At 66.7% G+C, this 25760-nt stretch carries 17 protein-coding genes and 4 pseudogenes; 9 read left to right on the top strand and 12 right to left on the bottom strand.

Annotated features, from left to right (window positions below; all coding sequences use genetic code 11):
* Positions 1 to 291: 291 nt before the first annotated feature.
* The 6 genes and pseudogenes from E4P42_RS08355 to E4P42_RS08330 form a co-directional block, all read right to left on the bottom strand.
* Positions 292 to 1476: pseudogene (locus E4P42_RS08355) on the bottom strand (FAD binding domain-containing protein); the annotation flags it as partial.
* The gene (locus E4P42_RS08350) at positions 1473 to 2843 is read right to left on the bottom strand and encodes an MFS transporter (protein ID WP_135124951.1); all 1371 of its coding nucleotides are present in this window, start codon (positions 2841 to 2843) and stop codon (positions 1473 to 1475) included. The gene E4P42_RS08350 and the pseudogene E4P42_RS08355, both read right to left, overlap by 4 nt.
* Positions 2843 to 4324 (bottom strand): aldehyde dehydrogenase family protein, encoded by a 1482-nt coding sequence (locus E4P42_RS08345; protein WP_135124949.1) that lies wholly within the window; start codon positions 4322 to 4324, stop codon positions 2843 to 2845. Before E4P42_RS08345 ends, E4P42_RS08350 begins: the two co-directional genes overlap by 1 nt.
* Positions 4325 to 4543: 219 nt before the next feature.
* A complete protein-coding gene (locus E4P42_RS08340) occupies positions 4544 to 6922 on the bottom strand; it encodes a PEP/pyruvate-binding domain-containing protein (RefSeq protein WP_135124947.1) in 2379 nt (792 codons plus the stop codon).
* Positions 6923 to 6925: 3 nt separating this feature from the next.
* The gene (locus E4P42_RS08335; RefSeq protein WP_135124945.1) at positions 6926 to 7915 is read right to left on the bottom strand and encodes a TIGR03617 family F420-dependent LLM class oxidoreductase; all 990 of its coding nucleotides are present in this window, start codon (positions 7913 to 7915) and stop codon (positions 6926 to 6928) included.
* A gap of 7 nt (positions 7916 to 7922) precedes the next feature.
* A complete protein-coding gene (locus E4P42_RS08330) occupies positions 7923 to 9038 on the bottom strand; it encodes a hypothetical protein (protein WP_135124943.1) in 1116 nt (371 codons plus the stop codon).
* 50 nt (positions 9039 to 9088) lie between these two features.
* On the opposite strand from E4P42_RS08330, the gene E4P42_RS08325 reads away from it, so the two are divergent.
* Entirely contained in the window at positions 9089 to 9706 is a 618-nt protein-coding gene (locus E4P42_RS08325; protein WP_135124941.1) for a TetR-like C-terminal domain-containing protein, read from the top strand.
* 2 nt (positions 9707 to 9708) lie between these two features.
* On the opposite strand, the gene allB is transcribed toward E4P42_RS08325, so the two are convergent.
* Positions 9709 to 11076 (bottom strand): allantoinase AllB, encoded by a 1368-nt coding sequence (gene allB, locus E4P42_RS08320; protein ID WP_135124939.1) that lies wholly within the window; start codon positions 11074 to 11076, stop codon positions 9709 to 9711.
* A gap of 224 nt (positions 11077 to 11300) precedes the next feature.
* On the opposite strand from allB, the gene E4P42_RS08315 reads away from it, so the two are divergent.
* Both E4P42_RS08315 and E4P42_RS08310 read left to right on the top strand, forming a co-directional pair.
* Positions 11301 to 12821: an NCS1 family nucleobase:cation symporter-1 gene (locus tag E4P42_RS08315; protein ID WP_135124937.1), complete on the top strand. Its 1521-nt coding sequence runs from the start codon at positions 11301 to 11303 to the stop codon at positions 12819 to 12821.
* A gap of 8 nt (positions 12822 to 12829) precedes the next feature.
* Complete coding sequence (locus E4P42_RS08310; protein ID WP_135124935.1) at positions 12830 to 13552, top strand: aspartate/glutamate racemase family protein; 723 nt, start codon at positions 12830 to 12832, stop codon at positions 13550 to 13552.
* 53 nt (positions 13553 to 13605) lie between these two features.
* Here the strand turns inward: E4P42_RS08310 and E4P42_RS08305 are convergent, their stop codons facing one another.
* Both E4P42_RS08305 and E4P42_RS08300 read right to left on the bottom strand, forming a co-directional pair.
* A complete protein-coding gene (locus E4P42_RS08305) occupies positions 13606 to 14433 on the bottom strand; it encodes a bifunctional allantoicase/(S)-ureidoglycine aminohydrolase (protein WP_135124933.1) in 828 nt (275 codons plus the stop codon).
* The gene (locus E4P42_RS08300; RefSeq protein ID WP_135124931.1) at positions 14430 to 15707 is read right to left on the bottom strand and encodes an aldolase/citrate lyase family protein; all 1278 of its coding nucleotides are present in this window, start codon (positions 15705 to 15707) and stop codon (positions 14430 to 14432) included. Before E4P42_RS08300 ends, E4P42_RS08305 begins: the two co-directional genes overlap by 4 nt.
* Before the next feature lie 176 nt (positions 15708 to 15883).
* Between E4P42_RS08300 and E4P42_RS08295 the strand changes: the two genes are divergently transcribed.
* From E4P42_RS08295 to E4P42_RS08280, 4 genes and pseudogenes are all read left to right on the top strand, one after another.
* On the top strand, positions 15884 to 16645 hold the full coding sequence (locus E4P42_RS08295) for an IclR family transcriptional regulator (protein WP_135124929.1): 762 nt from the start codon (positions 15884 to 15886) through the stop codon (positions 16643 to 16645).
* Positions 16646 to 16671: 26 nt separating this feature from the next.
* Positions 16672 to 17958, top strand: coding sequence for an MFS transporter (locus tag E4P42_RS08290; protein ID WP_135124927.1), 1287 nt, complete (start codon positions 16672 to 16674; stop codon positions 17956 to 17958).
* 837 nt (positions 17959 to 18795) lie between these two features.
* Positions 18796 to 19434 carry a hypothetical protein gene (locus E4P42_RS08285; protein WP_135124925.1) on the top strand — a complete coding sequence of 213 codons (639 nt, stop codon included), beginning with the start codon at positions 18796 to 18798 and terminating at the stop codon, positions 19432 to 19434.
* Between the two features lie 183 nt (positions 19435 to 19617).
* Positions 19618 to 20849 (top strand): annotated as a pseudogene (locus E4P42_RS08280) (transposase).
* Between the two features lie 147 nt (positions 20850 to 20996).
* Here the strand turns inward: E4P42_RS08280 and E4P42_RS08275 are convergent.
* On the bottom strand, positions 20997 to 21671 hold the full coding sequence (locus tag E4P42_RS08275) for a hypothetical protein (RefSeq protein ID WP_135124923.1): 675 nt from the start codon (positions 21669 to 21671) through the stop codon (positions 20997 to 20999).
* Between the two features lie 43 nt (positions 21672 to 21714).
* Here E4P42_RS08275 and E4P42_RS08270 point away from each other — a divergent pair, with 43 nt between their 5' ends.
* Both E4P42_RS08270 and E4P42_RS27185 read left to right on the top strand, forming a co-directional pair.
* Positions 21715 to 22470, top strand: a complete 756-nt coding sequence (locus E4P42_RS08270; protein ID WP_135124921.1) for a hypothetical protein — start codon at positions 21715 to 21717, stop codon at positions 22468 to 22470.
* A gap of 895 nt (positions 22471 to 23365) precedes the next feature.
* A pseudogene (locus tag E4P42_RS27185) lies at positions 23366 to 24108 on the top strand (NAD(P)H-binding protein).
* Here the strand turns inward: E4P42_RS27185 and E4P42_RS08260 are convergent.
* Together E4P42_RS08260 and E4P42_RS08255 are read right to left on the bottom strand one after the other, a co-directional pair.
* A pseudogene (locus E4P42_RS08260) lies at positions 24081 to 24281 on the bottom strand (acyl-CoA dehydrogenase family protein); the annotation flags it as partial. The pseudogenes E4P42_RS27185 and E4P42_RS08260 overlap by 28 nt on opposite strands.
* Before the next feature lie 651 nt (positions 24282 to 24932).
* A complete protein-coding gene (locus tag E4P42_RS08255) occupies positions 24933 to 25760 on the bottom strand; it encodes a MerR family transcriptional regulator (protein WP_135124919.1) in 828 nt (275 codons plus the stop codon).

Here is a 25760-nt window from a genome sequence, read left to right as displayed (position 1 = left end):
GTGGGTGTGCTGGCGGCTACGGCCGGCGTTGACGGCCGTCCAGAAGTAGTCGAGCACATGGCGGTGGGCGTGCCAGCGTTGGCCCGGGGCCAACCGGATCTCCCAGACCCGCACCCGGGAGTCCTCGCTGAGCAGCCGGGAGCCGACCTCACCGTCCATCGCGTGGTCGGCGAATTCGGTGCGCAGCCAGTCGGGCCAGCCCTCGAAGTCGGTGGCGACCAGGTCGCCGGCCAGGGGCAGGTCGGTCAGGAAGTCGTTGTGCGGCATGGTGGTTCCTTTCGGGGTCAAGAGTCCGGGGCCGTACAGGCCGAAGCGCAGGTCGGGGTCGCCCGGCGTCCAGGTGTTGCTGAATTGGGAGCGGTCTCCCATCGCGACGACGCGGCGCAGCAGCGAGTCGCTGAGGTGAAGTTGGGCCGGTTCCCACTTGGTGAGCGCGGCGGGGATGTCGCCGCCGGCATCGTGCAGCGCTGCCGCCAGGGTCCAGCCGTCGGCGGCGGCCTTGGCCGTGCCTGCCGCGGCGTGGGGCCGCGACGCGCACGCCGCGTCACCGATCAGCGCCACCCGTCCCAACGCCATCCGGTTGGAGCGCACGTCCGAGAGCACCTGCAGGTACGGCTGTGCGGTCTTTTCGACCACCTCGGCCACCGCGGGCGCCAGCAACTCCGCGGCGTCGGCCTTCATCTCCGCCACGTAGCGGTCCTGCACCTGTCCCGGATGGACCGACACCGCGCCGGCGAATCCGCGCTTGTCGATCTGCATCTCGGTCAGTTCCGCGCCGGCCGGCACGTTGCGGTACCACACGTAGTTCATCAACCGGTCGTTCAGCGCGAGGCTGTTCTCACCGGGGATCGGATACATCGTGATGTGCGAGTGCGGGATCACGTCGTAGGTGATGGCGTCGGCGAGGACGTCGCGGGTGGCGGGGGAGAGCTCCTTGAGCGCGACGGTGCCGCGCCAGCCGATGTAGCCGGCGTAGCGCAGGCGCGCCTCGGGGTCGAACCGTTCCCGGGCCACCGAGGTGACGCCGTCGGCGAAGACCACCAGATCCGCGGATGCGGTGGTGCCGCTGACGAATCGAACGGTCGCGCCGGTGTCGTCCTGGTCGAACCCGCAGGCGTACTCCCCGTAGTGGTAGTGCTCGGTGCCGAAGTCGGCCAGCAACGCCCGGTAGAAGGTGCCCCAGGAGGTGTAGGTCCAGGTGCATTGCTCGCGGAACACCACCGCACCGGAGCGGTCGAGGTACTGGACGTAGTTGGTCGACGTCTTCAGGTCCTCGAGGCTTTGGCTGCTGCGTTCGGTGAACCAGCGGACGGTGTCGGGCTGCAGGACGATGCCGGACCCGCGGCCGTCGAGCGCGGTCGGGGTGCGCTCGTAGACGTCGACGGTGAAGCCGAGGTCGCGCAGCAGCAGGGCGGTGGTCAGGCCGCCGATCGAGCCGCCGATGACGATGGCCGTTGCGTTCGTGTAGTCACTCACGACCGGCTCCTTTCCGTGCGAACGGTGACAGTGGTTGCGGTGGCGGGATCAGCCGGAAGCGGCTGCCCGCGGGTCTCTCTGGCGAAGGCCAGTCCGATGACGGCGACCAGTCCGAGCGCCGCGACCGACGCGGTGGCCAGCCCGAGGTTCCCGCCGAACCAGGAGGTGGCGATGGCTCCGGCGGTCAGCGGGCCCAGGGCGGTGACGTACCGGCCGAAGCTGTTGCAGGTGGCCAGGGCGGTGGCCCGGACGCTGGGCGGGAACAGTTCGGGCCCGTAGATGAACGTCCCCGACAGGGCCCCGAACAGTCCGAAGCCGAGGAACGGCATGGCCACCATCAGCTCGGTGTAGCTGCGGTCGAACGGGAACGCCCAGGCGACGGTGACCGCGGAGACCGCGAAGCTGACGACGAACGATCTGCGGCGCCCGATCGCGTCGGCGAGAAATCCCCAGGAGGCGTAGCCGATGATGCCGCCGGCGTTGAACAGCATGGCCGCCATCGCCACCCGGTGATCGGCGATGTCCTTGGGCAGGTCCTCGAGTGCGGTGACGCCACGGATGATCTGCGGGTACCACGTGCTGACGCTCCAGAACGCGATCAGCGCGCCGGTGGCCAGCGTGGTGCAGACCAGCATCGGCCGCAGCAGCGGCGGGGCGAACAGCCGGCGCAGCACGAATCGATCGTGTGAACTGTTGGTGCCGTACTTCTTTCGGGCGCGTCGGGCCTGCATGGTGGCTTCCACCTCGGGCGGTTCGGGCACGTAGCGGCGGATGAACCACACCAACAGCGCGGGTAGGCCGGCCAGCAGCAACATCGGGCGCCAGCCGTACTGGCCGAGGACGGCATAGGCCGCGGCCGCGGCGAAGAACCCGCCGGCGTAGCCGGCCATCATGATGCCGCCGGCCCGGGCACGGTAGCGGTTGCGCCAGGTCTCCGCGATCAGGGCGGCGCCCACGGGAGCCTCCACGCCGGATCCCACCCCGGCGATGAAGCGCAGAATGCCCAGCTGCCACCATGTTTCGGAGAACGCGGCCAGGGCGCTGAAGATGGCGTAGGTCAGGATGCCCGCCGACAGCACCCTGGTGCGGCCGAAGTAGTCGGCCAGCACGCCGAACAGAATTCCGCCGGTGGCCCAGCCGATCAGAAACAGCGCGACCGTCAGGCCGCCGTAGTAGCCGATGGCCGCCGAATCGACTGCGATCCCACTGTGCGGCAACAGCTCTGACATCGTTGGTCCGAGGACCAGGACGTAGAGACTGCCGGCGAAACCGTCCAGGCCCCACCCGAGAGTGGTGCCGGCCAGCACCAGCCACTGGATGCGGGTGATCTCGGTGCGCCACCCGGTGCGCGACGTCGACGTGGTCATCAGTTCAGCCGCCCCTGCTCGCGGCCGCCGTACCAGTCGACCGGTTCGGCCGCGGTGCGTACGACGATCGTCTTGATCCACGAGAAGTCGTCGAAGGACTCCGAGCCGGCGTCCTTACCGGTGCCCGACTCCTTGACGCCGCCCCACGGCAGCGACGGTTCGAGGCGGTGGTGGTCGTTGACCCACACCATGCCGGCGACGATGCGACCGGCGACGCGGTGCGCGCGGCCGATGTCGCGGGTCCACACACCCGCGCCGAGGCCGAAGCGGTTGTCGTTGGCCATGGCGACGGCGTCGTCCTCGTCGTCGAAGGGGATGACGACGGCCACGGGGCCGAAGATCTCCTCCAGTGCGACCGTCATGCCGATGGTGGCGTCGGCCAGCACGGTCGGCTGCAGGAAGAAGCCGTCGCGCAGGGTTTCCGGCAGATCGGGCACGCCGCCGCCGGCGGCCAGCCGGGCGCCCTCGCCCAGGCCGATCTCGATGAGATCGCGGACCTTGTCGCGCTGCCGTGCGCTGATCAGCGGACCCATCTGCGTCTCGGACCGGGCGGGGTCGCCGATGCGGATGGCGCGGGCGCGGTCGGTCAGTGCGTCGACGAAGGCGTCGTAGACGCCGCGCTGCACCAGGAACCGGGAGCCCGCGACGCAGGACTGGCCGGCGGCGACGAAGGCGGCGAAGGCTGCGCCCTCGGCCGCGGCCACCGGGTCGATGTCGTCGAAGACGATGACCGGGGTCTTACCGCCGAGTTCCGCTGTGACCCGGGCGAACCGGGCCGCGGTGGCCACCGCCGCCGAGCGGCCCGCCTCGGTGCTGCCGGTCAGCGTGATCTTGGCGACGTCGGGGTGCTCGGTGAGCCGGGCGCCGGCGTCCCGGGCGCCGGTGACGACGGTGAGCACACCGTCGGGCAGGCCGGCGCCGGCCATGATCTCGGCCAGCGCCAGCGTCGTCAACGGCGTCAGCTCCGACGGTTTGACCACCACGGTGTTGCCGTTGGCCAGCGCCGCGGACACGCTGCGGCCCAGGATGAGCAGCGGATGGTTGAACGGCGTGATGATGCCGCAGACCCCGAGCGGCAACCGCTGCTGGTAGGTCAGGTAGGGGCCGTCGCCGGGCAGGACCGCCGGACGCTGCGCCGCGAGCAGGCCCGCGTTGTACCGGAACCACTCCGGCACGCGCGACAGTTGCGCGCGCGTCTCGGTGATCGGCCTGCCGTTGTTCGCCGCCTCGAGGGTGTAGAGCCGTTCGGAGTCGGCCTCGATGGCCTCGGCGATGCGCAGTAGCAGCCGGGCGCGGGCGCTGCGGGTCATCTCCGGCCACGGGCCGGTCTCGAACGCGGCCTTGGCGGCTGCCACGGCGGCGTCCACAGCTTCGGCGCCCAGTTCCGGGACGGTGGCGATCACCGCTCCGGTGGCCGGGTTGATGATGTCGCGCTGCGCCACCGGCGTGGTGGTGTCGACATCGCTGGCGACCTGGGTCATGTGTTCCGTCCTTCCCTGCCGTGAATCGGTCCGATTCAGAGCATGGGTATGAGTGTCGCCACACCGCACAGCGGGTTCAATGTCTACGACAACACTGTTGGGGACGGATCTATGTGCCCACGAACAGGTCGGGGAGTGCATGCACGCCGAGTTCTGCGTCACGCGGACGACGCCGGTCCCGCGACCCTCATGCAGAACTCGGCGACCCCCGCCGCGCCGTCACCGCGGGTCGAGGCGAGTGACCACGCCCCGGTCCCCGTCCACCCGCACGCGGTCGCCCGTGGCGAGGGCCTGCGTGGCGACCAAGGTGTTGACGACGCACGGCAGGCCGTACTCGCGAGCCACGACGGCACCGTGGGAGACCGAGCTGCCGATGTCGGTGACCAGTGCGGCGATGACCGTGAAGTAGGGCGTCCACCCCACGTCGGTGACCGGTGCCACGAGGATCTCGCCGCGCTGCACCGCACGGGCGTCCTGGATCGACTTGGCCACGCGGACAACCCCGTCCACGGTGCCACGGCTGGCCGGCCGGCCGACGATCTGATCGTCGGTGTGCGTGCTGGGCGCCGGTGCGACGACGGGCGTGGGCCGGCCCACCGAGACGTCGTCGAACTCGAGCGTGTTCTGGTAGGCCAGCGCTTCCCGACGCTGCACCGCCCGCTGCACCAGGTCGGTGATGTCCTCGTCGCCGACGACGCGGGACAGTTCACCACGGTCGAAGAAGAAGACCAGATCGGCGTCGGGGAGCCGGCCCGACCGGGCCAGCACCTCGCCGAGATGGCGGTAGCCGCGCTTGAGTGCATGCGCCATCAGCGCCATCTTCGATTTTGTCTCTTCGCGGCCCCGGGCGCCGCCCTGGGCCAGCCGGGCGAGCAAGCTGAGCGTGCGCGAGGTGGGCGCGTCGGCCGGCGTCTGCGTCGAGGGGCGTTCGGTCGGGTCGGTGACCGCCCCGAGCATCACCTGCATCATCGATCCCAGGCCCAAGGGGTCCTCGGCCCAGGAGGCGTCACGCATGCACAGCTCGCGGTATCCGCGGTGGCCGTGTCGGGCGAGGAACCGGCGCAACGCGATTCCGGCGGGGTCGTTCGCTGCGCGCAGCCCGGTGACCGCGTCCTCAGGGGTGGCGGACAGGAATCGGTCCTTGGCGGCACCGTCGGCGGCGATGGTGCGAATCACGGACTGGAGCTCGTCGAGCATCATCGCGCTCTCGACGTCGGTCGCCCCGGCCATCAACCGCATGGCCTCGGCGCGGCCGTCCTCTTCACTGCGTCCGTGCCTGACCGCCTGTTTGACCAGGAAGCTCTCGAGGATGTTGGCCGCCACCGCGGCGCGCGACGACGACCGCACGTGGGTCAGCGTGACGTCGCAGTACAGGTCGACGCCGACCTCCAGCTGGTCGAAGACGGCCCGCGGGTCGGTTCCGGTCGGAATGCGGAACCCGGCGATCTGGCCGGCGAGCCGGCGGATCGCCGGGCCGGCGGACAGCGCGTGGGAGGTGAGCAGATACGTGTTGACCAGCTTGCGGTGCAGCGGCTGTGGTGGCTTGGGCACCAGTTCCTCGACCACCCGACCGCAGATGGACATCGAGAACTGTTCCAGCGAATTGCCCAGAATGCCGGAGCTCAGCGCCGTGCCCTCGGTCATGTTGAGGAACATGTGCCCGTAGAAGTAGCCGACCTGCAGCCACGGCTTCTCGTAGCGCGGTTGCGCCCGTGCCACCACCTGGGTCATCTGCATCGCGTAGTCGATGGCGAAGCCGGACACCGACGCGGTGAGCGGGCAGAACGCGCCCGGCATCATCTCGCCGATGTTGCAGCGGGTGTAGACGTGCGTCTCACCGGCCACCGGCGAGTCCATCTCGTTGAGATCGCCGGGCAGGGTGGTGATCGGCCGGGCCTGCAGCCACCACAGTGTGCCGGTTCGGTCGATGGCCCACTCGAGGTCCATCGGCTTGCCCCAGTGCCGTGCCGCGCGCAGCGCGCCCGCCCGGATCTCGGTTACCGCCGCCGGCGACAGGACCGGTGACCCACCGACCTCGTGGACCGCGACGGTGCCGTCGGCGCTCAGCACAAGGTGGTCGGGGGAGGCCGACCCGTCGACGAGCGCCTCGCCGAGCCCGGCGATCGCGTCGATCACCATGAGGTCGCGCCGGCCCGTCGCCGGATCCGCGGTGAACACGACGCCGGCCGCACACGCGTCGACCATCTGCTGCACGACGATGTTCATGGTGGCCGCGGCCCCGCCGCTGTAGGACGAGGCGCGTCGGGACCCCACGGAGTCGGCGCACGTGCGCACCGCCGCGGTGAATCCGTCGACCGAATCGACGCCCAGCACCGTGTCGTACTGGCCGGCGAAGGAGTGGTCGTCACCGTCCTCGCCGACCGCCGAGGATCTGACGGCCACCGGCGTCGCCCCGGCGGCGGCCATCTGGGCGAACCTGTCCGCCGCGGCGTCGAGGGCGCCTGGCGCGGAGGCGTCGGCGATCACGAAACCCCCGGGCACGGCGAGGCCGAGGCGGCGCAGCTCCGCCAAACCCGCTGCCTTGCCGCCGAATCGGGTGTCGGTGATGTCGTCGAGGTCGATCGTCGTCGGCGCCATGCGTCAGCCCAGCGCGTCCACGATCTCGGCGAGCGCCTCGACGGCGATGGGGCCCGGTTGGTACAGGCAGATGCGATCGGACACCCCGTCGACGCGGTCGCGGATGTGCGCGGCAACCTCGGCCGGTGTTCCGCACGCGGCGATGGTGTGCAGTATCTCGTCGTCGATCAGTGTGGCCATCTCCTGCCAGCGGCCCTGTTTGGACATCGCGTTGAGCTCCGGCTGCAGATCGCCCCAGCCGTGGGCGTCGAGCACCGGCCGGTAGGCGGGAGTCGAACCGTAGAAGGACAACAACATTCGCGTCGAAGTGTGGTCCGGGTCGGTCTCGGATCCGACCGAAACGATGATCTCGGGTATCACCTCGAAGTCCGCCTCTGCGCGACCGGCGGCAGCCAGCCCTTCCCGCACCGCCGGCAGCGTCGTCTCGTGCAGGAACCGCTTGGAGCCGAACGGCATCACCAGCAGACCGTCGGCGACCTCGGCGGTGGCGCGGGTCAGTCGTGGGCCCAACGCGCCCAGGTAGATCGGCGGCGGACCGAACGGATTGGGTCCGGGGATGAAGGTCGGCGTCATCAACGTGTGGCGGTAGTACTCACCGCGGAAGTCGAGCCGTTCGCCGGTGTTCCAGGTGGCGAAGATCGCCCGGAGCGCGCCCACCAACTCCTTCATCCGCGCGACCGGATGGTCGAACTCGGCGCCGTAGCGCTTCTCGATCTGCGCGCGGATCTGCGTGCCGAGGCCCAGGATGAACCGGCCTTCGGAAATCAACTGCAGATCGTTGGCCTGATGGGCCAGCTGGATCGGGTTGCGCGGAAACGCGATCGCGACGTTGGACATGATGTCCAGGCCCTTGACCGCCGAGGCCAGCACCAGCGGCGTGAACACGTCGTGCGGACCTTCGAAGGTGAACACCCCGGACGCGCCCGCCTCCCGCAGGACCGCCGCCCGGCCGGCCGCATCGGTGGGGCCGAACAACGCAGTCATGACCTTCATACCGTGCCTACTCCGCGACGTCGGTCCAGTCGGAGAAGCCCGACGGGTGGTGCGGGCCGATGATCCCGTGCTCGAACAAGCCCGCCCCTTCACGGGTGCGGCCGTCGGGTTCGGTGCACACCGCGGTCCCGACATGGTCGATGAGACTGAACGGCGCCCCGGCCATCACGGCCGGGTCGGTCAGGTCGAACGTGACCCGCTCAGTGAACGGCCCGCCTGTCCAGGTGCCGTGGGCCCACGAGGAGTCCCCGCCGTAGCCTGATCCGAAAGCGATGGGCGCGAACAGCTTCGACTCGACGTCGAGCTGGATGCGGTCACCGGCACGGTTCATGAACTCGACGTGTGCGCCGTGAGGGATCCGGGTGCCGACGGTGTAGTGGATGGTGGCGCGCACGCCGTCGAGCTGTTCGACCCGGCCGTCGCGCCAGCGTCGCGTGCAGTCGTAGAGGCTGCGATGGCCGTCCGGATCCTCCTGCAGGATCAGGAAGAGTTGGTAGTCGTCGAACGCCAGCGGCAGGTAGAGCCACCACATCCCTTGGAAGGCGCTGTCGGGACGGCCTGCCGGCTCCGGCTCGCCGACCGGCCGGATGCCCCAGGACCGGTCACGGCTCGCCACGCTGGTGTCGTGCTCGACGGTCAGGCGCTCGCCGTCCACGTCGATCCAGCCCTGCCAGGTGCCCACCTGCGCGAATCGGCACGCCTGCAATGTCACTCGACGCTCGGTGAGCATCTCGTGGGGCCGCTCGAGGGCGGCGGGGAACAGGCCTCGCCAGGTCAGGTCCGCGGAGATGCCCTCGGTCTCGGCCAGCGTCAGGTGCAGTTCCTGCAGCGGTTCGACGACGTCGAGGCGGTACCCGTTGACGCCTTGGTGGAGACGGTCGTCGTCGATCGCATCGCTGAGGTGCACCGCGGTCTGCGTGTCACCGCGCCGGACGACGAAGTAGGCGTCCTTGACCCCGAGGCGAGGGTAGTAGCCGATTCCGGTGAGCGCCATGAACCGTCCGGCGCGGTCGAGCACGTTGAGATAGGACCGGTCGTAGAAGTTGCGGTCCGAGGTGGCCGGCGACGTGATCGGTGCGGGTGTCTGGTGGATCGGGTACTCGTCGAGCGGACTGAGGTTCACAGGCTCCCCAATAGATACGATGCATTCTGTATTGGAAGTAGGCTGGAGCTATGACAGCAGATCGGCGCGCGCATGGCAAGGGTGCGGCGCGGTCCGCTCCTGGGCGGCCCCGGGACAGCAGGATCGACGCCGCGATCATCGCGGCCACCCGCGAATTGATCCTGGAGACGGGCTATCCGGCGTTGTCGCTCTCCGCGATCGCCGCACGCGCGGGCACGACGACCGCGGCGATCTACCGACGGTGGACGAGCAAGGCGCAACTGGTCCACGAGGCGGTGCTGTCCGCCGAAGTGATCGCCCCGCCGGACGGCTCCGGTGACATCCGCCAGGACATCCGGGCGCTGGTCGAGACCACCCGCGCGATGTTCGACCGGCCCGAGGTCAGGGTGGCCTTGCCCGGCCTCATCGCCGACACGGTCGCCGACCCGGACGTGCACAGCATGATGATCTCCCGCCTGGCCGGGAATCTGGCGGCCTTCGAAAGCCGCTTCGGTCTGGAGCGCCGCGGTGACGACGACCTACCCATGCTCGCGGAGGTGGTGGCGGGCACGGTGATCTTCCGGCTCCTGATCCGTCAGGACGCCGCCCTCGACGACGGGTGGGTGGATGCGATGACCGAGATGATCACCGAGCGCTGGCCGACGGACGAGCGTCACGCGGAGCGCTAGCGCTACACGCCGCCGCGGCGCAGCATCCGGCCGCGCGGGGTCTGGAAGTCGATCTTCCTGCCGCGCAACCAGGTACCCGTGACAACACCGGCGAGTGCACGCCCGTCGTACGGGCTGATCGGATTCTTGTGGTGCAGTTTGTGGACGTCGACGACCTGCGCGGACTCGGGCTCGAAGATCGCGAAATCGGCGTCGTAGCCCAGCGCGATCTTGCCCTTGTTGTTCAAACCGGCGAGCGCGGCAGGGTTGGCCGCCATCCACTCGATCACCTGAGTGAGTTTTATCCCGCGACGCTTTGCCTCGGTCCAGATCAACGACAGACCCAGCTGCAGCGACGCGACGCCGCCCCAGGCAATACCGAAGTCGCCGTTCTCGACGTCCTTCAGGTCAACCGTCGATGGAGAGTGATCAGAGACGATGCAGTCGATCGTGCCGTCCAGCAGGCCCTGCCACAGCAATTCCCGATTCGACGCCTCGCGGATGGGCGGACAGCACTTGAACGCGGTCGCACCGTTCGGGATCTCCTCGGCCAGCAGCGTCAGGTAGTGCGGGCAGGTCTCGACGGTGATCTTGACGCCGTCACGCTTCGCGGTGGCGAGCATGGGCAGCGCGTCCGACGACGACAGGTGCAGGATATGCGCACGGACGCCGGTCCACCGAGCGCGCTCGATGACCTCCGCGATCGCCACGTTCTCCGCACCGCGCGGCCGCGACGCGAGGAAGCGTTCGTACTTGTTGCCCTCCGCCGAGGGAGCCCGGTCGATGGCGCGGGAGTCCTCGGCGTGCACGATCATCATGGAGTCGAAGCCGGCCAGTACGGCCATGTCCTTCTCCATCTCATCGGCGTCGAGGTGCGGAAACTCGTCGACGCCGGAGTGCAGCAGGAAGCACTTGAAGCCGAACACGCCATCGTCGTGCAGAGCGCGCAGATCACCGGTGTTGCCCGGGATCGCGCCGCCCCAGAAACCGACATCGATGTGTGTCTTGCCCGATGCGGCCGCGCGCTTGGCGTTGAGTGCCTCGACGTTGACCGTCGGCGGGATCGAGTTGAGCGGCATGTCGATCAGCGTCGTCACACCGCCCGCTGCCGCTGCGCGGGTAGCCGAGTCGAACCCCTCCCACTCGGTGCGGCCCGGCTCGTTGACGTGCACATGCGTATCGACCAGGCCGGGGATCATCACCTGCTCGGACGTGAGCTCGACGGTCTCTGTGCCGGTGAGGCCGCTGCCCAGCGGCTCGATCGCGACGATGCGACCGTCGCGGATGCCGATCTCGCGCGCGACGATTCCCGCCGTCGTCAACGTGCGTTCGCCGCGAACCACCAGGTCGAAATCGGCGTGGTTCGACTGCTCGGGTACGTCGGCGGTCATGGGCAGATCTCCGTTGTCATCGAGACTGATTCCTCATCGTGGAACTGGAAGTCCACTTCCCGGGAGACTTTAGATGTGACCGTAGGCACAGTCAATCGTGCCAAAAGCTTGACAGGTGGGTCGGGATGCGACTTACTTATCAAATCCGTGGAATATTACTTCCGCACAATGGAATGTTTGCGGCGGCGCTGGGCGTCGGCGCTCCGACCGTGACAGGCGTATCCATGAGCACAGAGTCCACCGGGCTCATCGGCGATCCCAGCCGTGGCCCCAGCCGTGACGATGCCACCTCGTTCGCCGACGTGAGTCCGCATCTGTACAACGCCGATCTGGCACCCACCAAACGCGAAGGTCGACGGTGGGGGGCGTACAACATCTTCACGCTGTGGGCGAACGACGTACACAGCCTCGGCAACTATTCGTTCGCCATCGGACTGTTCGCCCTCGGCCTCGGTGGGTGGCAGATCCTGCTGGCGCTCGGACTGGGCGGCGTCTTCCTCTTCTTGTTGCTCAACCTGTCCGGGTTCATGGGGGAGAAGACCGGCGTCCCGTTCCCGGTGATGAGCCGCATCGCCTTCGGCATCCGCGGTGCGCAGATCCCCGCCCTCATCCGCGGCGGGATCGCGATCGCCTGGTTCGGCATCCAGACGTATCTCGCGTCGGTGGTGCTACGCATCATGATCATCGCGCTCGCACCGTCTGCCGAGTCCCTCGACTCGAACAGCTTTCTGGGGTTGTCGACGCTCGGCTGGATCTCGTTCATCGCACTGTGGGTGATCCAGGTGGTCATCGTCAGCTACGGCATGGAGATGATCCGCCGGTACGAGGCGTTCGCCGGTCCGGTCATTCTGATCACGATGATCGCGCTCGCGATCTGGGTGCTGGGCAATGCCGACTGGACCATCGCGTGGACGACGCCCGACTCGCTGACCGGCGTCGACATGTGGCTGCAGATCATCGGCGGCGCCAGCCTGTGGGTTGCGATCTACGGCACCTTCGTCCTCAACTTCTGCGATTTCACCCGTAACGCGACGTCGAAGCGGGCCATCGTGGCAGGCAACTTCTGGGGCATTCCGCTCAACATGCTGGTGTTCGGCGCCATCGTGATCACCCTGGCCGGCGCTCAGTTCCGCATCGACGGACGCGTCATCGAAGCGCCTGCCGACATCGTGCAGGAAGTGCCGAACACCCTGCTGTTGGTGCTCGCAGCACTCGCGCTGCTGATCCTGACCGTCGCCGTGAACCTGATGGCGAACTTCGTCGCCCCGATCTACGCGCTCAACAACCTGTTCCCGAAGCACCTGAACTTCCGTCGCGCAGCGTTCATCTCGGCCGTCATCGGCCTGGTGATCCTGCCGTGGAACCTGTACAACTCGCCGGCCGTCATCAACTACTTCCTCGGCGGGCTCGGTGCCATCCTCGGGCCGCTGTTCGGCATCGTCATGGTCGACTACTGGCTGGTGCGCCGTTCCAACATCAATGTTCTGGCCCTGTTCACCACCGATGTCAACGGCGAATACCACTACACGAAGGGCGTCAATGTGCGTGCCGTGGTGGCGCTCGCCATCACGGCGGTAGCGGCACTGCTGCTGGCGTTCGTTCCGGCGTTCAAGATCGTCTCGGAGTTCTCCTGGTTCATCGGCGCGGGACTCGGCGCAATCGTGTACCTGGTGGTCGCCGACCGCCGCGGTCCGTTCAACGATGTGTCCGGCGAGCCCATCGCCGTGGCGAGCACGCACCACTGAGGACCGCCATGAAAATCCTCGTAGCCAACGTCAACACGACGGCCTCGATGACTGATGCGATCGCCGACTCGGCGCGCAGTGTCGCGTCGCCGGGCACCGAGATCGTCGGCATCACACCACGGTTCGGCGCGGACTCGTGCGAAGGCAACTTCGAGAGCTACCTTGCGGCCATCGCCGTCATGGACGCGATCACCTCGTATCCCGAACCGTTCGACGCGGTGATCCAGGCCGGCTACGGCGAGCACGGTCGGGAAGGCCTGCAGGAGTTGCTCGACGTTCCGGTGGTCGACATCACCGAGGCGGCTGCGTCGACGGCGATGTATCTCGGACACAAGTACTCGGTCGTCACCACGCTCGACCGCACGGTCCCGCTGATCGAAGACCGTCTCAAGCTGGCGGGACTCGACGCACGATGCGCATCGGTGCGGGCGTCCGGCCTCGGTGTGCTCGAACTGGAGTCGGATCCGGATCGGGCGGTCGAGGCGATCGTCCGCCAGTCCCGAGAGGCAGTCGCGAACGATCACGCCGAAGTCATCTGTCTCGGCTGCGGAGGCATGGCCGAACTCGAGGAGAAGGTGTCGGCCGCGACCGGCGTCCCGATCGTCGACGGAGTCCGCTCGGCGGTCACCATCGCCGAAGGTCTGGTCCGGATGGGTCTGTCCACGTCGAAGGTGCGTACCTACGCGACTCCGCGCCAGAAGAAGGTCGTCGGGTGGCCTTTTGAGGTGTAGGCCAACGAGATCAACGTAACGGGCGCCCCGGCCGGGGCGCCCGTTACGTCGTGTCAGAGCATGATCTGGCGGTTGACGTCCTTGTACAGCAGGTAGCGGAAGTTCGACGGCCCGCCCGCGTAGCAGGCCTGCGGGCAGAAGGCGCGCAGCGCGAGGAAGTCGCCTTCCTGAACCTCCACCCAGTCTCCGTTGAGGTGGTAGACGGCCTTGCCCTCGAGCATCAAAAGACCATGTTCCATGACGTGGGTCTCGGCGAACGGGATGGTCGCGCCGGGCTCGAAGGTGACGATGTTGACGTGCATGTCATACGCGAGGTCCTGCGGGTCGAGCATGCGTGTCGTGCGCCATCTGCCGTCGGTCCCGGGCATGGCCGACGGTGCGATGTCCTGCTCGTTGCCGAACGTGACCGACGCCGTGTGGCCCTCGATGGCCTCATAGCGCTTGCGGATCCACACGAATGACGCGTCGGCGTCGCCGTTGTTGTGGGCCGACCAGTCGGTGCCTGCCGGAAGGTAGGCGAAGCCGCCCTCGGTGAGTGTCTGCGACTGGCCCGCCGCGTCAACGGTGAGCGCACCGGACGTGACGAACAGGAAGCTCTGCACCTCGGGTTGCGGCTCGGGTCGCTGCGCCCCACCGCCCGGCTTGACCTCGACGATCGCCTGGAAGTACGTCGTCGCACCACCGGCGACCGGCCGGTTGAGGATCCATGCGCGCGTATCGCTCCACTCCGGGAACACCGACGTGACGATGTCGGAGAGCACGCCACGCGGGATGACCGTGTAGGCCTCGGTGACGATGGCGCGATCGGTCAGCAGATCGGTCTGCGGGGGCAGACCGCCGCGGGGCGTGTAATACGGCGCTGCGGTCTTTGGGTGGGTCACTGATTGCTCCTGGTTGTGCGGCCGAGCGCGATATCGCGCACGGTGGACAGGGGGAGATCGGCGGCTGCCTCGATCTCGTCGACGGTGAGGGCGCCGCACACGCTGCCCCGATGGATCACGTTGGCGAGTGCGCGGGCGGTGGCCGGCTCGTCCATGACGGCCGAGTCGTGTTGATGGACATAGTTGCGCAGCCGTGTGGCGGCGGGGGCGAAGGCGCCACGGTAGAACGCGTAGGTCGCCAGGTACCGGGTGACGAGTTGGGCGGGATGCATGTCCCAGCCCTGGTAGATGCCGCGTTCCAGGTGACGGCGGACGAGGCGCGCGTGCAGCTTCCACGCCATGGCGACGTTGTCGGGGTCGCCGACCGGGAGGATGTTGGTCGAGCCATCGGACATGTGGACGCCGGTGCCCGCGACGGCGAGCTGCATGACGTTCTTGGCGTGGTCCGCCGCCGGATGCTCCATCGACTGGTATGCGGCGGCGATACCGAGGGACGCCGAGTAGTCGTAAGTCCCGTAGTGCAGCGCGCTGACGCGGCCCTGGCCGGCGTGGATGAACTGGGCAACCGGCGCGCGGCCGTCGGCGTCGAGGATCGCCTGCGGTGTTTCGACCTGCACTTCGAAGCGGATGCGCCCGGCCGGCAGTCCGTTCGCATCTTCGAGGGCGCTCGCGACCGCGACCATCGCCTCGACCTGGTCGACGGACGTCACCTTGGGAAGGGTGAGGGTGAGGCCGTCGGGCAGGCCGCCGGATGCGACGAGTCCGCTGACGAACATGTCGAGCGTACGCAGCCCGCGCGCACGGGTGCCTGCCTCCAAGCACTTGAACCGGGTGCCGACGAACGGCGTCGAGGTGCCTGCGTCGAGCGCCATCCGCAGCGCGGCGACCGCGCGTGCGACATCGGCGTCCTCGATCGCGTCATCGAAGGTGCCGTAGCCGTCCTCGAAGTCGATGCGGAGGTCTTCGATCGGCTCGGTGCTCAGCTTGTGCTCGACGAGGGTCGCGAGAGTCTCGGGTTCGCAGTCGGTTCCGCTGCTCGCACCGACGAGTGCGGCCACGACGTCGAGCCCGCCTGCGTCCTTCGCGGCGGCGAGCGCGGTGGACCCCCAGTCGGCGGGCATCGTGGGCGAGTACCGGTTGCCCGGGATGTAGACGGTGTGGACGGGCTGCCGACGGCCGTCGTCGCCGGGGTATCGGGCCACCAGTCGAGCGTCGGCGGCCGAGAGGCGACGGTCGACGTCGGCCAGCACCGCATCCTCGAGGCGTCGTGTCACAGGTGTCCCTATTCTTGCTGGCAGTTTCCGTAGAGACAGAATTCCACATTGTGGAGATTAGCGCGAGGCCTCACGGAGGATCGGTATCGCGCATCGCCGCCGAAACAGTTCCATATTGCGGAACAAAACTCCGGCATGTTGAATGGAACGACAATCGTGGGCCGGAAGTGGAACGTATGGCGGAGAAGTCAGGCGGCGTGCAATCGGTGGAGCGCGCGTTCGAGTTGATGGAGCTGATCGGACGGGCGGGAGGGGAGTGCTCGTTGACGGAGTTGTCGGCGGAGTCTCCGTTGCCGCCGCCGACGATTCACCGCCTCCTGCGCACGCTGGTCGGACTCGGCTATGTGCGCCAGCTGCCCAATCGCCGTTACGCCCTCGGACCGAGGTTGATTCGGCTTGGTGAGGTGGCGAACCGCCAGCTGGGCGTGGTCGCCGGTCCCGTGCTGCGGTCGTTGGTCGACGAACTGTCGGAGACGGCGAGTCTCGCGGTACTCGACGGTGACATGGTGATCTACACCGGGCAGGTTCCGTCTTCGAAGCAGATGCAGACGAACAACGAGGTCGGCAAACGCGTCGGTCTGCACACGTCCGGTGTGGGCAAGGCTGTTCTGGGTGAACTGGACGACGCTCGCATCCTGAAACTGGTCACACAGTCCGGACTTCCAGCGCCGACCGAGAACAGCGCGTCGACCCTGTCTGCGGTGTTCGCGAACGTCGAGCGTGTGCGCGCCGATGGTTATGCGATCGACGATGAGGAGTTCGAGATCGGCATCCGCTCCGTCGCGATGGCGGTGCCCGGTGCGCCGACTCCGATGGCAATCGGCATATCCGGCCCCTCGGCTCGGATGAGCAAGGATCTGATCGCTCGCGCCGTTCCAGCGCTGAGGAAGGCAACCGGCGTGATCTCTGAAGCGTTGATCGGCGCGAGGGAACAGTAGCTCGGCGCTCAACAACAAGGAGAACGATGTCGTCACCGCGGAACACCGCTGAGCTCGAACCCCTGGCCACGCACGGGCCAACTCGCGCGTGGGCCGCCGTCGTGGTTCTCGCCCTCGTCGGCACCCTCAATTACGTCGACCGCTTTCTGCCGGGCGTGCTGGCCGAGCCCATCAAGCAGGACCTGGCGTTGTCCGACACCGCAATCGGCGTGATCAACGGGTTCGGGTTCCTCATCGTGTACGCCGTCGTGGGCATCGTGATCGCGCGTTTCGCCGATCGCGGCATATTCGGCGCCGTCATCGCCGGCTGCCTGGCGTTGTGGGGGTCGATGACCATGCTGGGTGGCGCGGTTCAGTCCGGCCTCCAGCTCGCCCTTACCCGCGTCGGCGTGGCCGTCGGCGAGGCGGGCAGCACACCGGCCGCGCACGCCTATGTGGCCCGCAACTTCGTCCCGGAGCAGCGGTCGGCGCCGTTGGCGGTCATCACCATGTCCATCCCGCTGGCCAGTGCCGCCAGCCTGCTCGGCGGGGGTCTGCTCGCCGAGAGTATGGGCTGGCGGATGGCTTTCGTGGTGATGGGCGGGATCAGTGTGCTGCTGGCGCCCCTGGTGCTGTGGGTGGTCGGCACCCGCCAGAGGCTGCCCACACCGCCGCCGCAGGAGCGCTCCGCCGCACCGAAGTGGTGGGATCTCCTGCGGAAACCCAGCTTTCTGGCCATGGTGGGCGGCACCGCGCTGGTGTCGGCGGCCGGCTATTCGCTGACCACCTTCGCGCCGGCCTTCCTGATGCGCACTCGAGGTATGTCGATCGGCGAGGTCGGTGTCGAGTATGGCCTGGCCACCGGTTTGCTCGGTGTTCTTGGGCTCCTCATCGTCGGACGGATCGCCGACCGGCTGGCCACCCGGGACCCGCGCTGGCTGCTGTGGATCGTGGTCATCCTGATCGCGGCACTGCTGCCGGCCTCTACGTTGGCGTTCATCGTCGAAAGCCGCACGTTGTGCGTATGGATGCTGGCGCTGGCTTACGTCATCGGCACCGCGTATCTGGCGCCGTCCATCGCGGCAATCCAGCGTCTGGTGCTCCCGAAGCAGCGCGCGACGGCGTCCGCCATCTTCCTGTTCTTCAACGCCACGCTGGGCGCGGTCGGGCCGTTGCTGACCGGTGTGATCAGCGATTCACTGACTACGGAGCTGGGCCCGCAGGCACTGGGTCGTGCACTGCTGATCCTGGTGCCGAGCATGCAACTGGTGGCGGTCGGCTGCTACGCGCTGGCCGCGCACCGCTACCGCCGCGACATCGTCGAGGAGCCGTGAGCAAGTGCAGTCAACCCACGCGCGAAGCCGAGCGCGGGCCGAACATGGCGCCAAGTCAGTATTGCTCGGCTACGCCAATACGTCACAGTGACGAAAAAGCGCACAGATCACGTGGGCGCTGTAGGGGGCCGATACGGGCTGCCGGATTCGTCGGCCGAATGGCTCCGGCGAATCTGGGGTGAGACATGCCTGGGTTTCTGGCCGAGCTTGTCCGGCGCTGTCGGATCTCCGATCGTGCGAACCGTCACGAGTGCGGATCTCACGTAGTCGCAGGACCCACGCTCGCGGGATGGGTTCGCCGGCTGAAGCAGGCGGCAGGTGGAAGGCTCGAACGTGCGAGTGCATGCATGTCACGCCAGCGACATCGTTTTACCGATAAGCCACATTATGTCAATCAACCGCTAGGCCCGCTTCCCGACTTCTACTCCTGCGCTGTCCGGTTGTTCGCTCTCAACTGACATGGCGGCGTTCTTGCTCAAGCTGGCGGACGAAGGAATCCGGCCACTGTGTCGATCAAGCGGGCGGCCGAGGTCAGATCCGTCGAACTGCTTCCGCACTTCATAGTGCAAGCCTCGCTTCGCGACAGGTTGCCTGCTGGCACGGACAACGACCCATCAGGTACGTCATCGAGGCCTCCGATCTAGAAACTCTGCGTCCAATGCATAGAGGGGCGCGATGCCATTCGGGGCTGCTGGCGGCTCGGTGGGGAATCCTCCCCGACCCCTGATGGTTGCTGGGCTCGCTGCGCGTGGCTGTGGGTGCCAGGGGTAGCCGGACAATAATGTCGGCGGGTGTGTGCGTCGTCGGCGCCCGGGCCTCCGGGCGATCGTCGCCCTCGTGCCGAGTAAGTTCGGGCCCATGGGGCCAGTCATTGTGGGGATATCTGCAATCGTCGTCTCTGCGTTGTTCAACGTCTGGACCCTACAGCGATCTGCGAAAACTCTTCGATTAGCGGAGAAGACGTTCGAACGGACCGAGGAGAAGTACCGCTTCGACCGGCTCGCCGCCCGCAACGACAAGCTACGTGAGGCGCTCCTGGCGGTGCAGACGTCTGTAGACCGAGAATGGATGCACGCGATTATCGAGCTTGAGCGGGCAACGAGGGCGTGCGCCGCCGCACTCCGTGAGTCGGAACTTGATGCTTCGAAGCTGCAAGCGGCGATGCATGCCATGAACCAGGCCCAGATGAAGCAGATGCTTCCAGCGTTGAACAGCGCGGGTATTGCGCTCTCCAACCTCAGGTTCTTAGCCGAGGGAATCGAGGAGCTGATGGTTCCTCTGCGCAGCTTGACATCGGCCCTGACCGCTGTAGATCAATCATCGATACCCGACGCTCCACCGGGACCCGATTGGTACGAGGCGCGGTCGGAAGCACTAGTAGCACAGCGATTAAGGACGACCGAGTGCGCCACCAAACTCACCTTGGCGCGTATGCGACTGTTCGTGAGGGATTCGCATCGCGAGCTTCCTTCGTAATCACTTCCTCGTTGCCGCTTCAGGTCGGGCGACTTCCGGCTCGTATGGCGATGACGACGTCGGAGTCGAGTTCGAACGCGCATTCGGTGGCGGCCACCAGTTGGTCGTCGCGTTGACTCATCAAAAATGCGCGCGAAAGGGTGATTCGTTGCCTCACTGAGAATGCGCGCGTACGCCCAGTGGATGGGGTTGACGTTGGCAGAGCGCAGAGCAATCACCGCGACGGTGGCGACCCGCTACGAGCGGGCCAGTAAGCGCGGCAAGAGCCGGATCCTGGACGAGTTGTGCGCGAACACCGGGTGGCACCGCAGTCACGCCCGCAAGGCGCTTAAAGCAGGGCGCGCATCCAAGCTGGCGGCCCCGCGCAGTCCGCGGCCAGCGAAGTACGGACCTGAAGTCATCGCGGCGCTGACGGTCTGCTGGACCGTGCTGGGGATGCCGGCGGGTAAACGGCTAGCGCCGATGCTCAACGAGCTGGTGGGTGTGTTGCGGCATTTTGGAGAATTGGTCATCGACGACGACACCGCGGCGTTGCTGGTGTCGATGTCGGCGGCCACCATCGACCGCCGCCTGGCCGATGCGCGAGCGAAATCGCAGCTCAAAGGTCGTTCCGGTACGAAGCCGGGCTCTCTGCTCAAAAGTCAGATTCCGGTGCGGACGTGGGCCGAGTGGAACGATGCACGACCCGGGTTCGTGGAGATCGACCTGGTCTGCCACGACGGCGGCAGCATGGCGGGGCCTCATGCGTTCACGCTGACGGTCACCGATATCGCCACCGGGTGGACCGAGAATCGGTCCGTACCGGCAAATCAGCCAAGTGTGTCGTGGCGGCCCTCAACGGCATCGCCAACACAATGCCGTTTCGGATCCTCGGCGTGGACTCGGACAATGGCTACGAATTCATCAACGGTCACTTGCTGTACTGGTGCGAGCGGCGGCACATCACATTCACCAGATCTCGACCGGGCAACAAGAACGACTGCTGCCACGTCGAGCAGAAGAACTGGGCGGTGGTGCGCACCATTGTCGGCTACCACCGCTACGACACCGCCGCAGAACTGTTGCTGCTCAACGAGATCTGGCGGTTGCAGTCACGGCTGACCAACTACTTCCACCCTCAGCGGAAATTGGTCTCCAAGGTCCGTACAGGCGCCAAAGTAGCTAAGAAGCACGACACAGCCACCACTCCATATCATCGCGCGATTAATCACCCCACCATGACCGTGGAAGTTATCGTCGCGCTGACCCGGGCTCACTCCCTGATCAACCCTGCAGCCACCCAGCGCCAAATCCAAGCCCTCACCGCCCAGCTCCTCGCCTTGACCACCAGCAAAGCCCGAGCCGGCGCCGAACCGCCCCTACCCAAGCGCGCACGAACACGTGAGGCAACGAACCCGCCCTCGCGCGCATCTTGACATGAGGCAACAGGGGTCGTGAATGCGGAGGGCGACTGCTTGCCGTGCCTCAACGGGGTCGCCGCCGCGGTCGGCAGGATGATGTACCGCAACATCGATTGGCGCGGTGGCGGTCTGTCGAGTTGCTGCCCAGCATGGTGCGCTGGGTCAGGGCAGCGGCTGCTCCACGGATGGTTCGTTGCCATTGAAATAGATCGTGTCAAAGTCAGGGCTGAGATTCATCGCCGTATGCCACTGCTTGGCGAAGTCCAAACTGGTTGTGACAGCCCAGTCGGCGCAGCCAGCGCCGAGCGCCCTGTTGGGAAACCACGGATCGACCACCTGCTGGCGGTTCTCTCGACCCCGCAACCGGCGCTCCAAATCGGCGTATAGATCGCCGTTGATGAAGTCGTGCTCCCACTCAGGAACGTAGTGCAGCAGGGCATTCCGCAGGTGTCGCACCACGTTGAAGCTCTGGCCCGGGTCTCTGCCGATGTCGAGTGGCTGTCGCCCTGACGCTCTCAACGCCTCCTGGGCGTTGTGGATTGGGTTGGGCCGACTGTTGATCTGCAATCCCTGCCGGTCGACCGCATCATTGACCAGAGCCTCAACGAAGGCCACCGAGCTGAAGACAGCGGTGGTGACGTGGGCACGGTGTTCGCGATCCACGTTGCGATAGTCGATGTCCACCAGGTGTTGCTCGCGCTGACTGCTCAGCCACGCCGCTCGGCGCGCCGTCCACAGATGTTGTGTGGTGAAGCCTGGTCGCACCGACATTGTCGTCTCTGTTCGCACCTCGATCCGCTGGTCCATCTCTAAGCCTTCAGAATCGGAATCTGTCACGTGGGAAGCTTAAGCCGCAGCGCGCGGCAGGCAGACTTGCGGAGTGAACGATAGTCAGCGACGGCTCGACCGGATCGTGAAGTGGATATACGAGGTAGCTGACCCGTGGATGCAGGACGCGGCCAACGCCCAGCCTCAGCCTGGTAGTGACTTGGCCGTCGATGACGCGGAACATCCGCCGTCATCCCCGCTGTCTCACCGCGGGAAAGTGATGGCCTTGGATCATTTGGGGGCGGTTGTAGACGCTGTGGCGGCCAGCCCGCCGATGCGACTCAACGCCCACTTCACTGCGCTACGGACCGCGCTGATCTGCGGCGCCCGAGTGTGCTGGCTGTTGGAACCTGACTCATCAAATGGACGGCAGCTTCGCGCGATCCGCTACCGGTACGAGAACCTGGAGGAGCAGCGCAAGGCCATGACCGACTTCGCCGACACCCACCTGAATGATGATGAGGACAAGGCGTTGGCCGAAAGCCTTGTGATCACCGAGCTCGAGAGGCAGGCGCTCAACAAGCGGGCGTTGGAGCTGGGCGCCAAGCTGACCACGCCGACTTCAACGACGCAGATGATGAAGGACTTGGTGAACCTCACCACACCCGGGGGCACGGGGATGGTGCATCTATGGCGTACTGGCTCGGCGTCCGCTCACGGGCATTACTGGGCCGATGACATGCGCGACAACCCAGCAGCTTTCGATCACAAGTGGTTTCAGCCCGCGATACAGGGCACGGTGCTGACGATCAACGACGCCTTGATCTTGCGGCGCAAGCGGGCGACAACCCGTAGCGGGCGGGACTAACCCGCGCTTGTGCCTTTCATGCATCACACACCAGCCCAGGTGTGCCGTCGCTGTAGGCACAGCGTGATCACGTACCCGCCGGCACACCTCGCTGCAGCAGTTTGTGCCTCGCCGTCCGGCCGGCTGGCCGTCGCCCTTAATGTGGGTGGCGACCGTTACCGTCCCCGGCCATGAGTAATGCAGCCCCGTAGGCAATCGGTGCTGTGATATTCCACAGAAGTCAGAGACGGGTCACGCTTGGCCCTTCTGTTCAACGCGGACGGGTAGGTCGACGGTCGGGCGCCTGCGGTGGTCATGAAGGCTCCGCGACGAACAGGGCTCTACTCCCCCGTATAGCCGCCGGTCGGACTTCTCACATATTGCGGGGAGGCTCTTGACGCATGCACTTCGCGTCTGTGGGAAGTCGATCACTCACGTTGCCAGTCGCTGGCGGCCGTCTCCGCGGTGCGTCGGGCTTCCCGAAGCCGCGTCCCGCGCGATTGGGCGCGCGGCGCGGACGCGTTGTCGCCGGGGCGTGGAAGGCCCCGAACGGTGCGAAACGCGACGGGCGCATGTGGCGATGACAGAACGACCAAGGTCGAGTGATTTCCGCAACGGCGTCGACATAGCACCTGTAGAGGCTGACCGCCGTAACCCCTAGCTGGTATGCCGGGCGGCCGGGGCCCCGGCTCGTGTCGCCTAAATGTACTTCAGTATCGAAGGGACCACCGGCTCGTGCGGCAGCGCATAGCGCTCTTCGTCACCCATCGTCGACCGTTGCTTGCGCGGAAGTGGCGCGACAGATCGAACGGACCGGGCTACTCATGGTTCCGACAATCCCCCGGGCCGGCACCGTGCGATGCGCACGGTGCCGACGTTATCTACATGAATTCCACGTCGAGAAGGAGCACGTCCTATGTCCTCAGAAGCCACCGTTTCGGATTCAGCACGCAAGATTTTCGTCGTCGGTGCGACCGGCGGTGCCGGCCGACGACTCGTCGCCGCCCTCACCGCCAGAGGACACCACGTCACCGGGCTGCACCGCTCCCCCGACACCGCGGACGTCGAACGCGCGCGGGCGCCAAGCCCGTCCGAGGCGACATTGTCAACGACGGGCCGACTGACTTCGTCGACCGCATCGCCGGGCACGACGCGGTGGGCTTCTGCGCCGGCGCCGGCGGCGGCGGTGATCAGGTCGAGGCCATTGACGGACAGGGCCCGGGCAAGCTTGCGCAAGCCGCGGCCCGCGCCGGGCTGAACCGCTTCGTGCTGGTGTCGGTGTTCATGGATGCCTGGCGAGGCGACCAGTCACCGGGGGCAGGCTTCGAGCAGTACATGGCCGCCAAGCGCACCGCCGACGTCGACCTCGCCACCAACCTCAACTTCCTGATCGTTCGACCTGGCACACTGACCCAAGACGACGGCACCGGTTTGGTCAACGCTGGCATCTCCGTGGCTTACGACGAGATTCCCCGCGACGACGTCGCGGCGTTCATCGCCGCGAGCCTGTTCACGCCCCACCTCAACCGCACCGCCATGGAGATCACCCGCGGGGACACGCTATCGACGATGCCGTCGCCTCACTGCAACCCGACCACTGAGCAGTACTGGAGCAGGGAGCGGCCGTCCAACCGCTCGACCGGTAAATCGACGGTGTAGCCGTAGCCGCCGAACAACTGCACGGCGTTAGTGGTGCCCTCCATCGCTACATCGGACGCAAAGCACTTCGCCGCCGACGAGATGAAGCCAAGGTTCGGTTCTATCCGCTCAGCGCGCGCCGCGGCTGAGTACACAATCAGCCGGGCAGCCTCAATGTTCATCGCCATGTCGGCAGCACCTGACGCACTCGCGCACCTCGGCCGCCCTCGACCGAGCTGCTTCGCAAGGCGACAACCCCCACCGGACTACAACGGTCAAGGGTATAGGAGGCGCTGACCCGCGACGCGCGCCGTAATTGCGTTGCGCGATCAGTCACGCAGGGCGGCCGCCGCCACGGGCTCCTCGATCTGCTTGACGAAGCGCCCTACGGAGATGACAACATCGCTGAGACGTCCTCCCCCAACCTCGTCTCAGTACAGATGACATCCCACAGGCCGCGAGTGACAACTTCTCTGAGACCGGACAGCAACCCACTCCCACCGTCCAGACTCGAAGCACCTGGCGGTCTCCGCGATGGAGGTCGATCAACTCCTGCCTCGGCCACTCCACACCCCAGTGTCTACTCGCCGGCCAACGTGAGTGTTCCTCCCCAGGGCGCCGAGGACGATCGCCTCGGCCGGTACCGCGTTGCGCAGGAGCGCAATGACATAGTCGGCCATCCGCTCGAAGGGCCGTTCGTAGGTGTCTCGGGTCTGCGCCGACACCCACCCAGATCGTCCGATACTCCAGCTCTTCGAGTTCGGGAGCGTAGGCGATACGGGGGGCACCACCCAGTGCGGGGGTGAGCCATGCTCCGTATGCGCCAAACCGCTCGTGTGTGTCGTTCATTGCGTCGGCGCGGTGGTGCTGAAGATCGGCCAGCAGATCTCGGTTGCGGTGAACCGGGCTGGATTCGTAGGCGTGCTGCCGTGGTAGTGCTCGCGAATAGGCCCTTGGCCGCTGATCAGATGCTCGTTGACGTAGACGCCCAGGGCTGCGTAACTGCGGTCGATGCCGTCGTGACCGTCCGGGTGGGTGAGCACCGCGAATTCGGCCCTGGGTAAGACCTCGGCGTGGATACCCTCGGGAGGCTCTGCGGATGGCGGTGCCTCGACGAACATGGTTGCGCGGCCGCGCTGTTCGAGAAACAGCGCGCGGTCGTACAAGCCGCCCGGCACCACCGCGGTCGGTGCGCCTGCGGCCCTGGCGACGGCCCGGTGCAGTGTCTGCAGTGACACCGCGAACCAGTCGTCGATCCCGGAGGTGTCGATGGTGGCGCTGACCGACCACACGGCCAGCGCCGTTTCGTGGCGTAACGTGACGTCGGTTGGAGTGCGCACAGGGGACAGCAACTCGCGCAGCGCACCCACTGCGTCACGGGTCTGCTGCAGCTGAGCCTCCATCTGTTCGAGATGGGTGGTGATGATGTCGGTGCGGGCCCCGGCGTCGTCGGTGCTCAGTAGCGCCTTGATGTCGGGAATGGACATGCCCAGCGATCGGAACCGGCGAATGATGTGGGCGTGATCCACCTGGCTGGTGTCGTAGAAGCGGTAGCCGGTGTAGGGATCGATGTGGGCGGGTTCCAGAATGCCGATGTCGTGGTAATGGCGTAGCGCCTTGCGGCTCAGACTGGTCATCACCGCGAAGTCACCGATCGAGACCTGTGCGCCCAT

The organism is Mycobacterium sp. PS03-16, from assembly GCF_004570325.1.
In the GTDB taxonomy this organism is placed as follows: domain Bacteria; phylum Actinomycetota; class Actinomycetes; order Mycobacteriales; family Mycobacteriaceae; genus Mycobacterium.
This window is presented reverse-complemented; position numbering and strand designations above follow the sequence as displayed.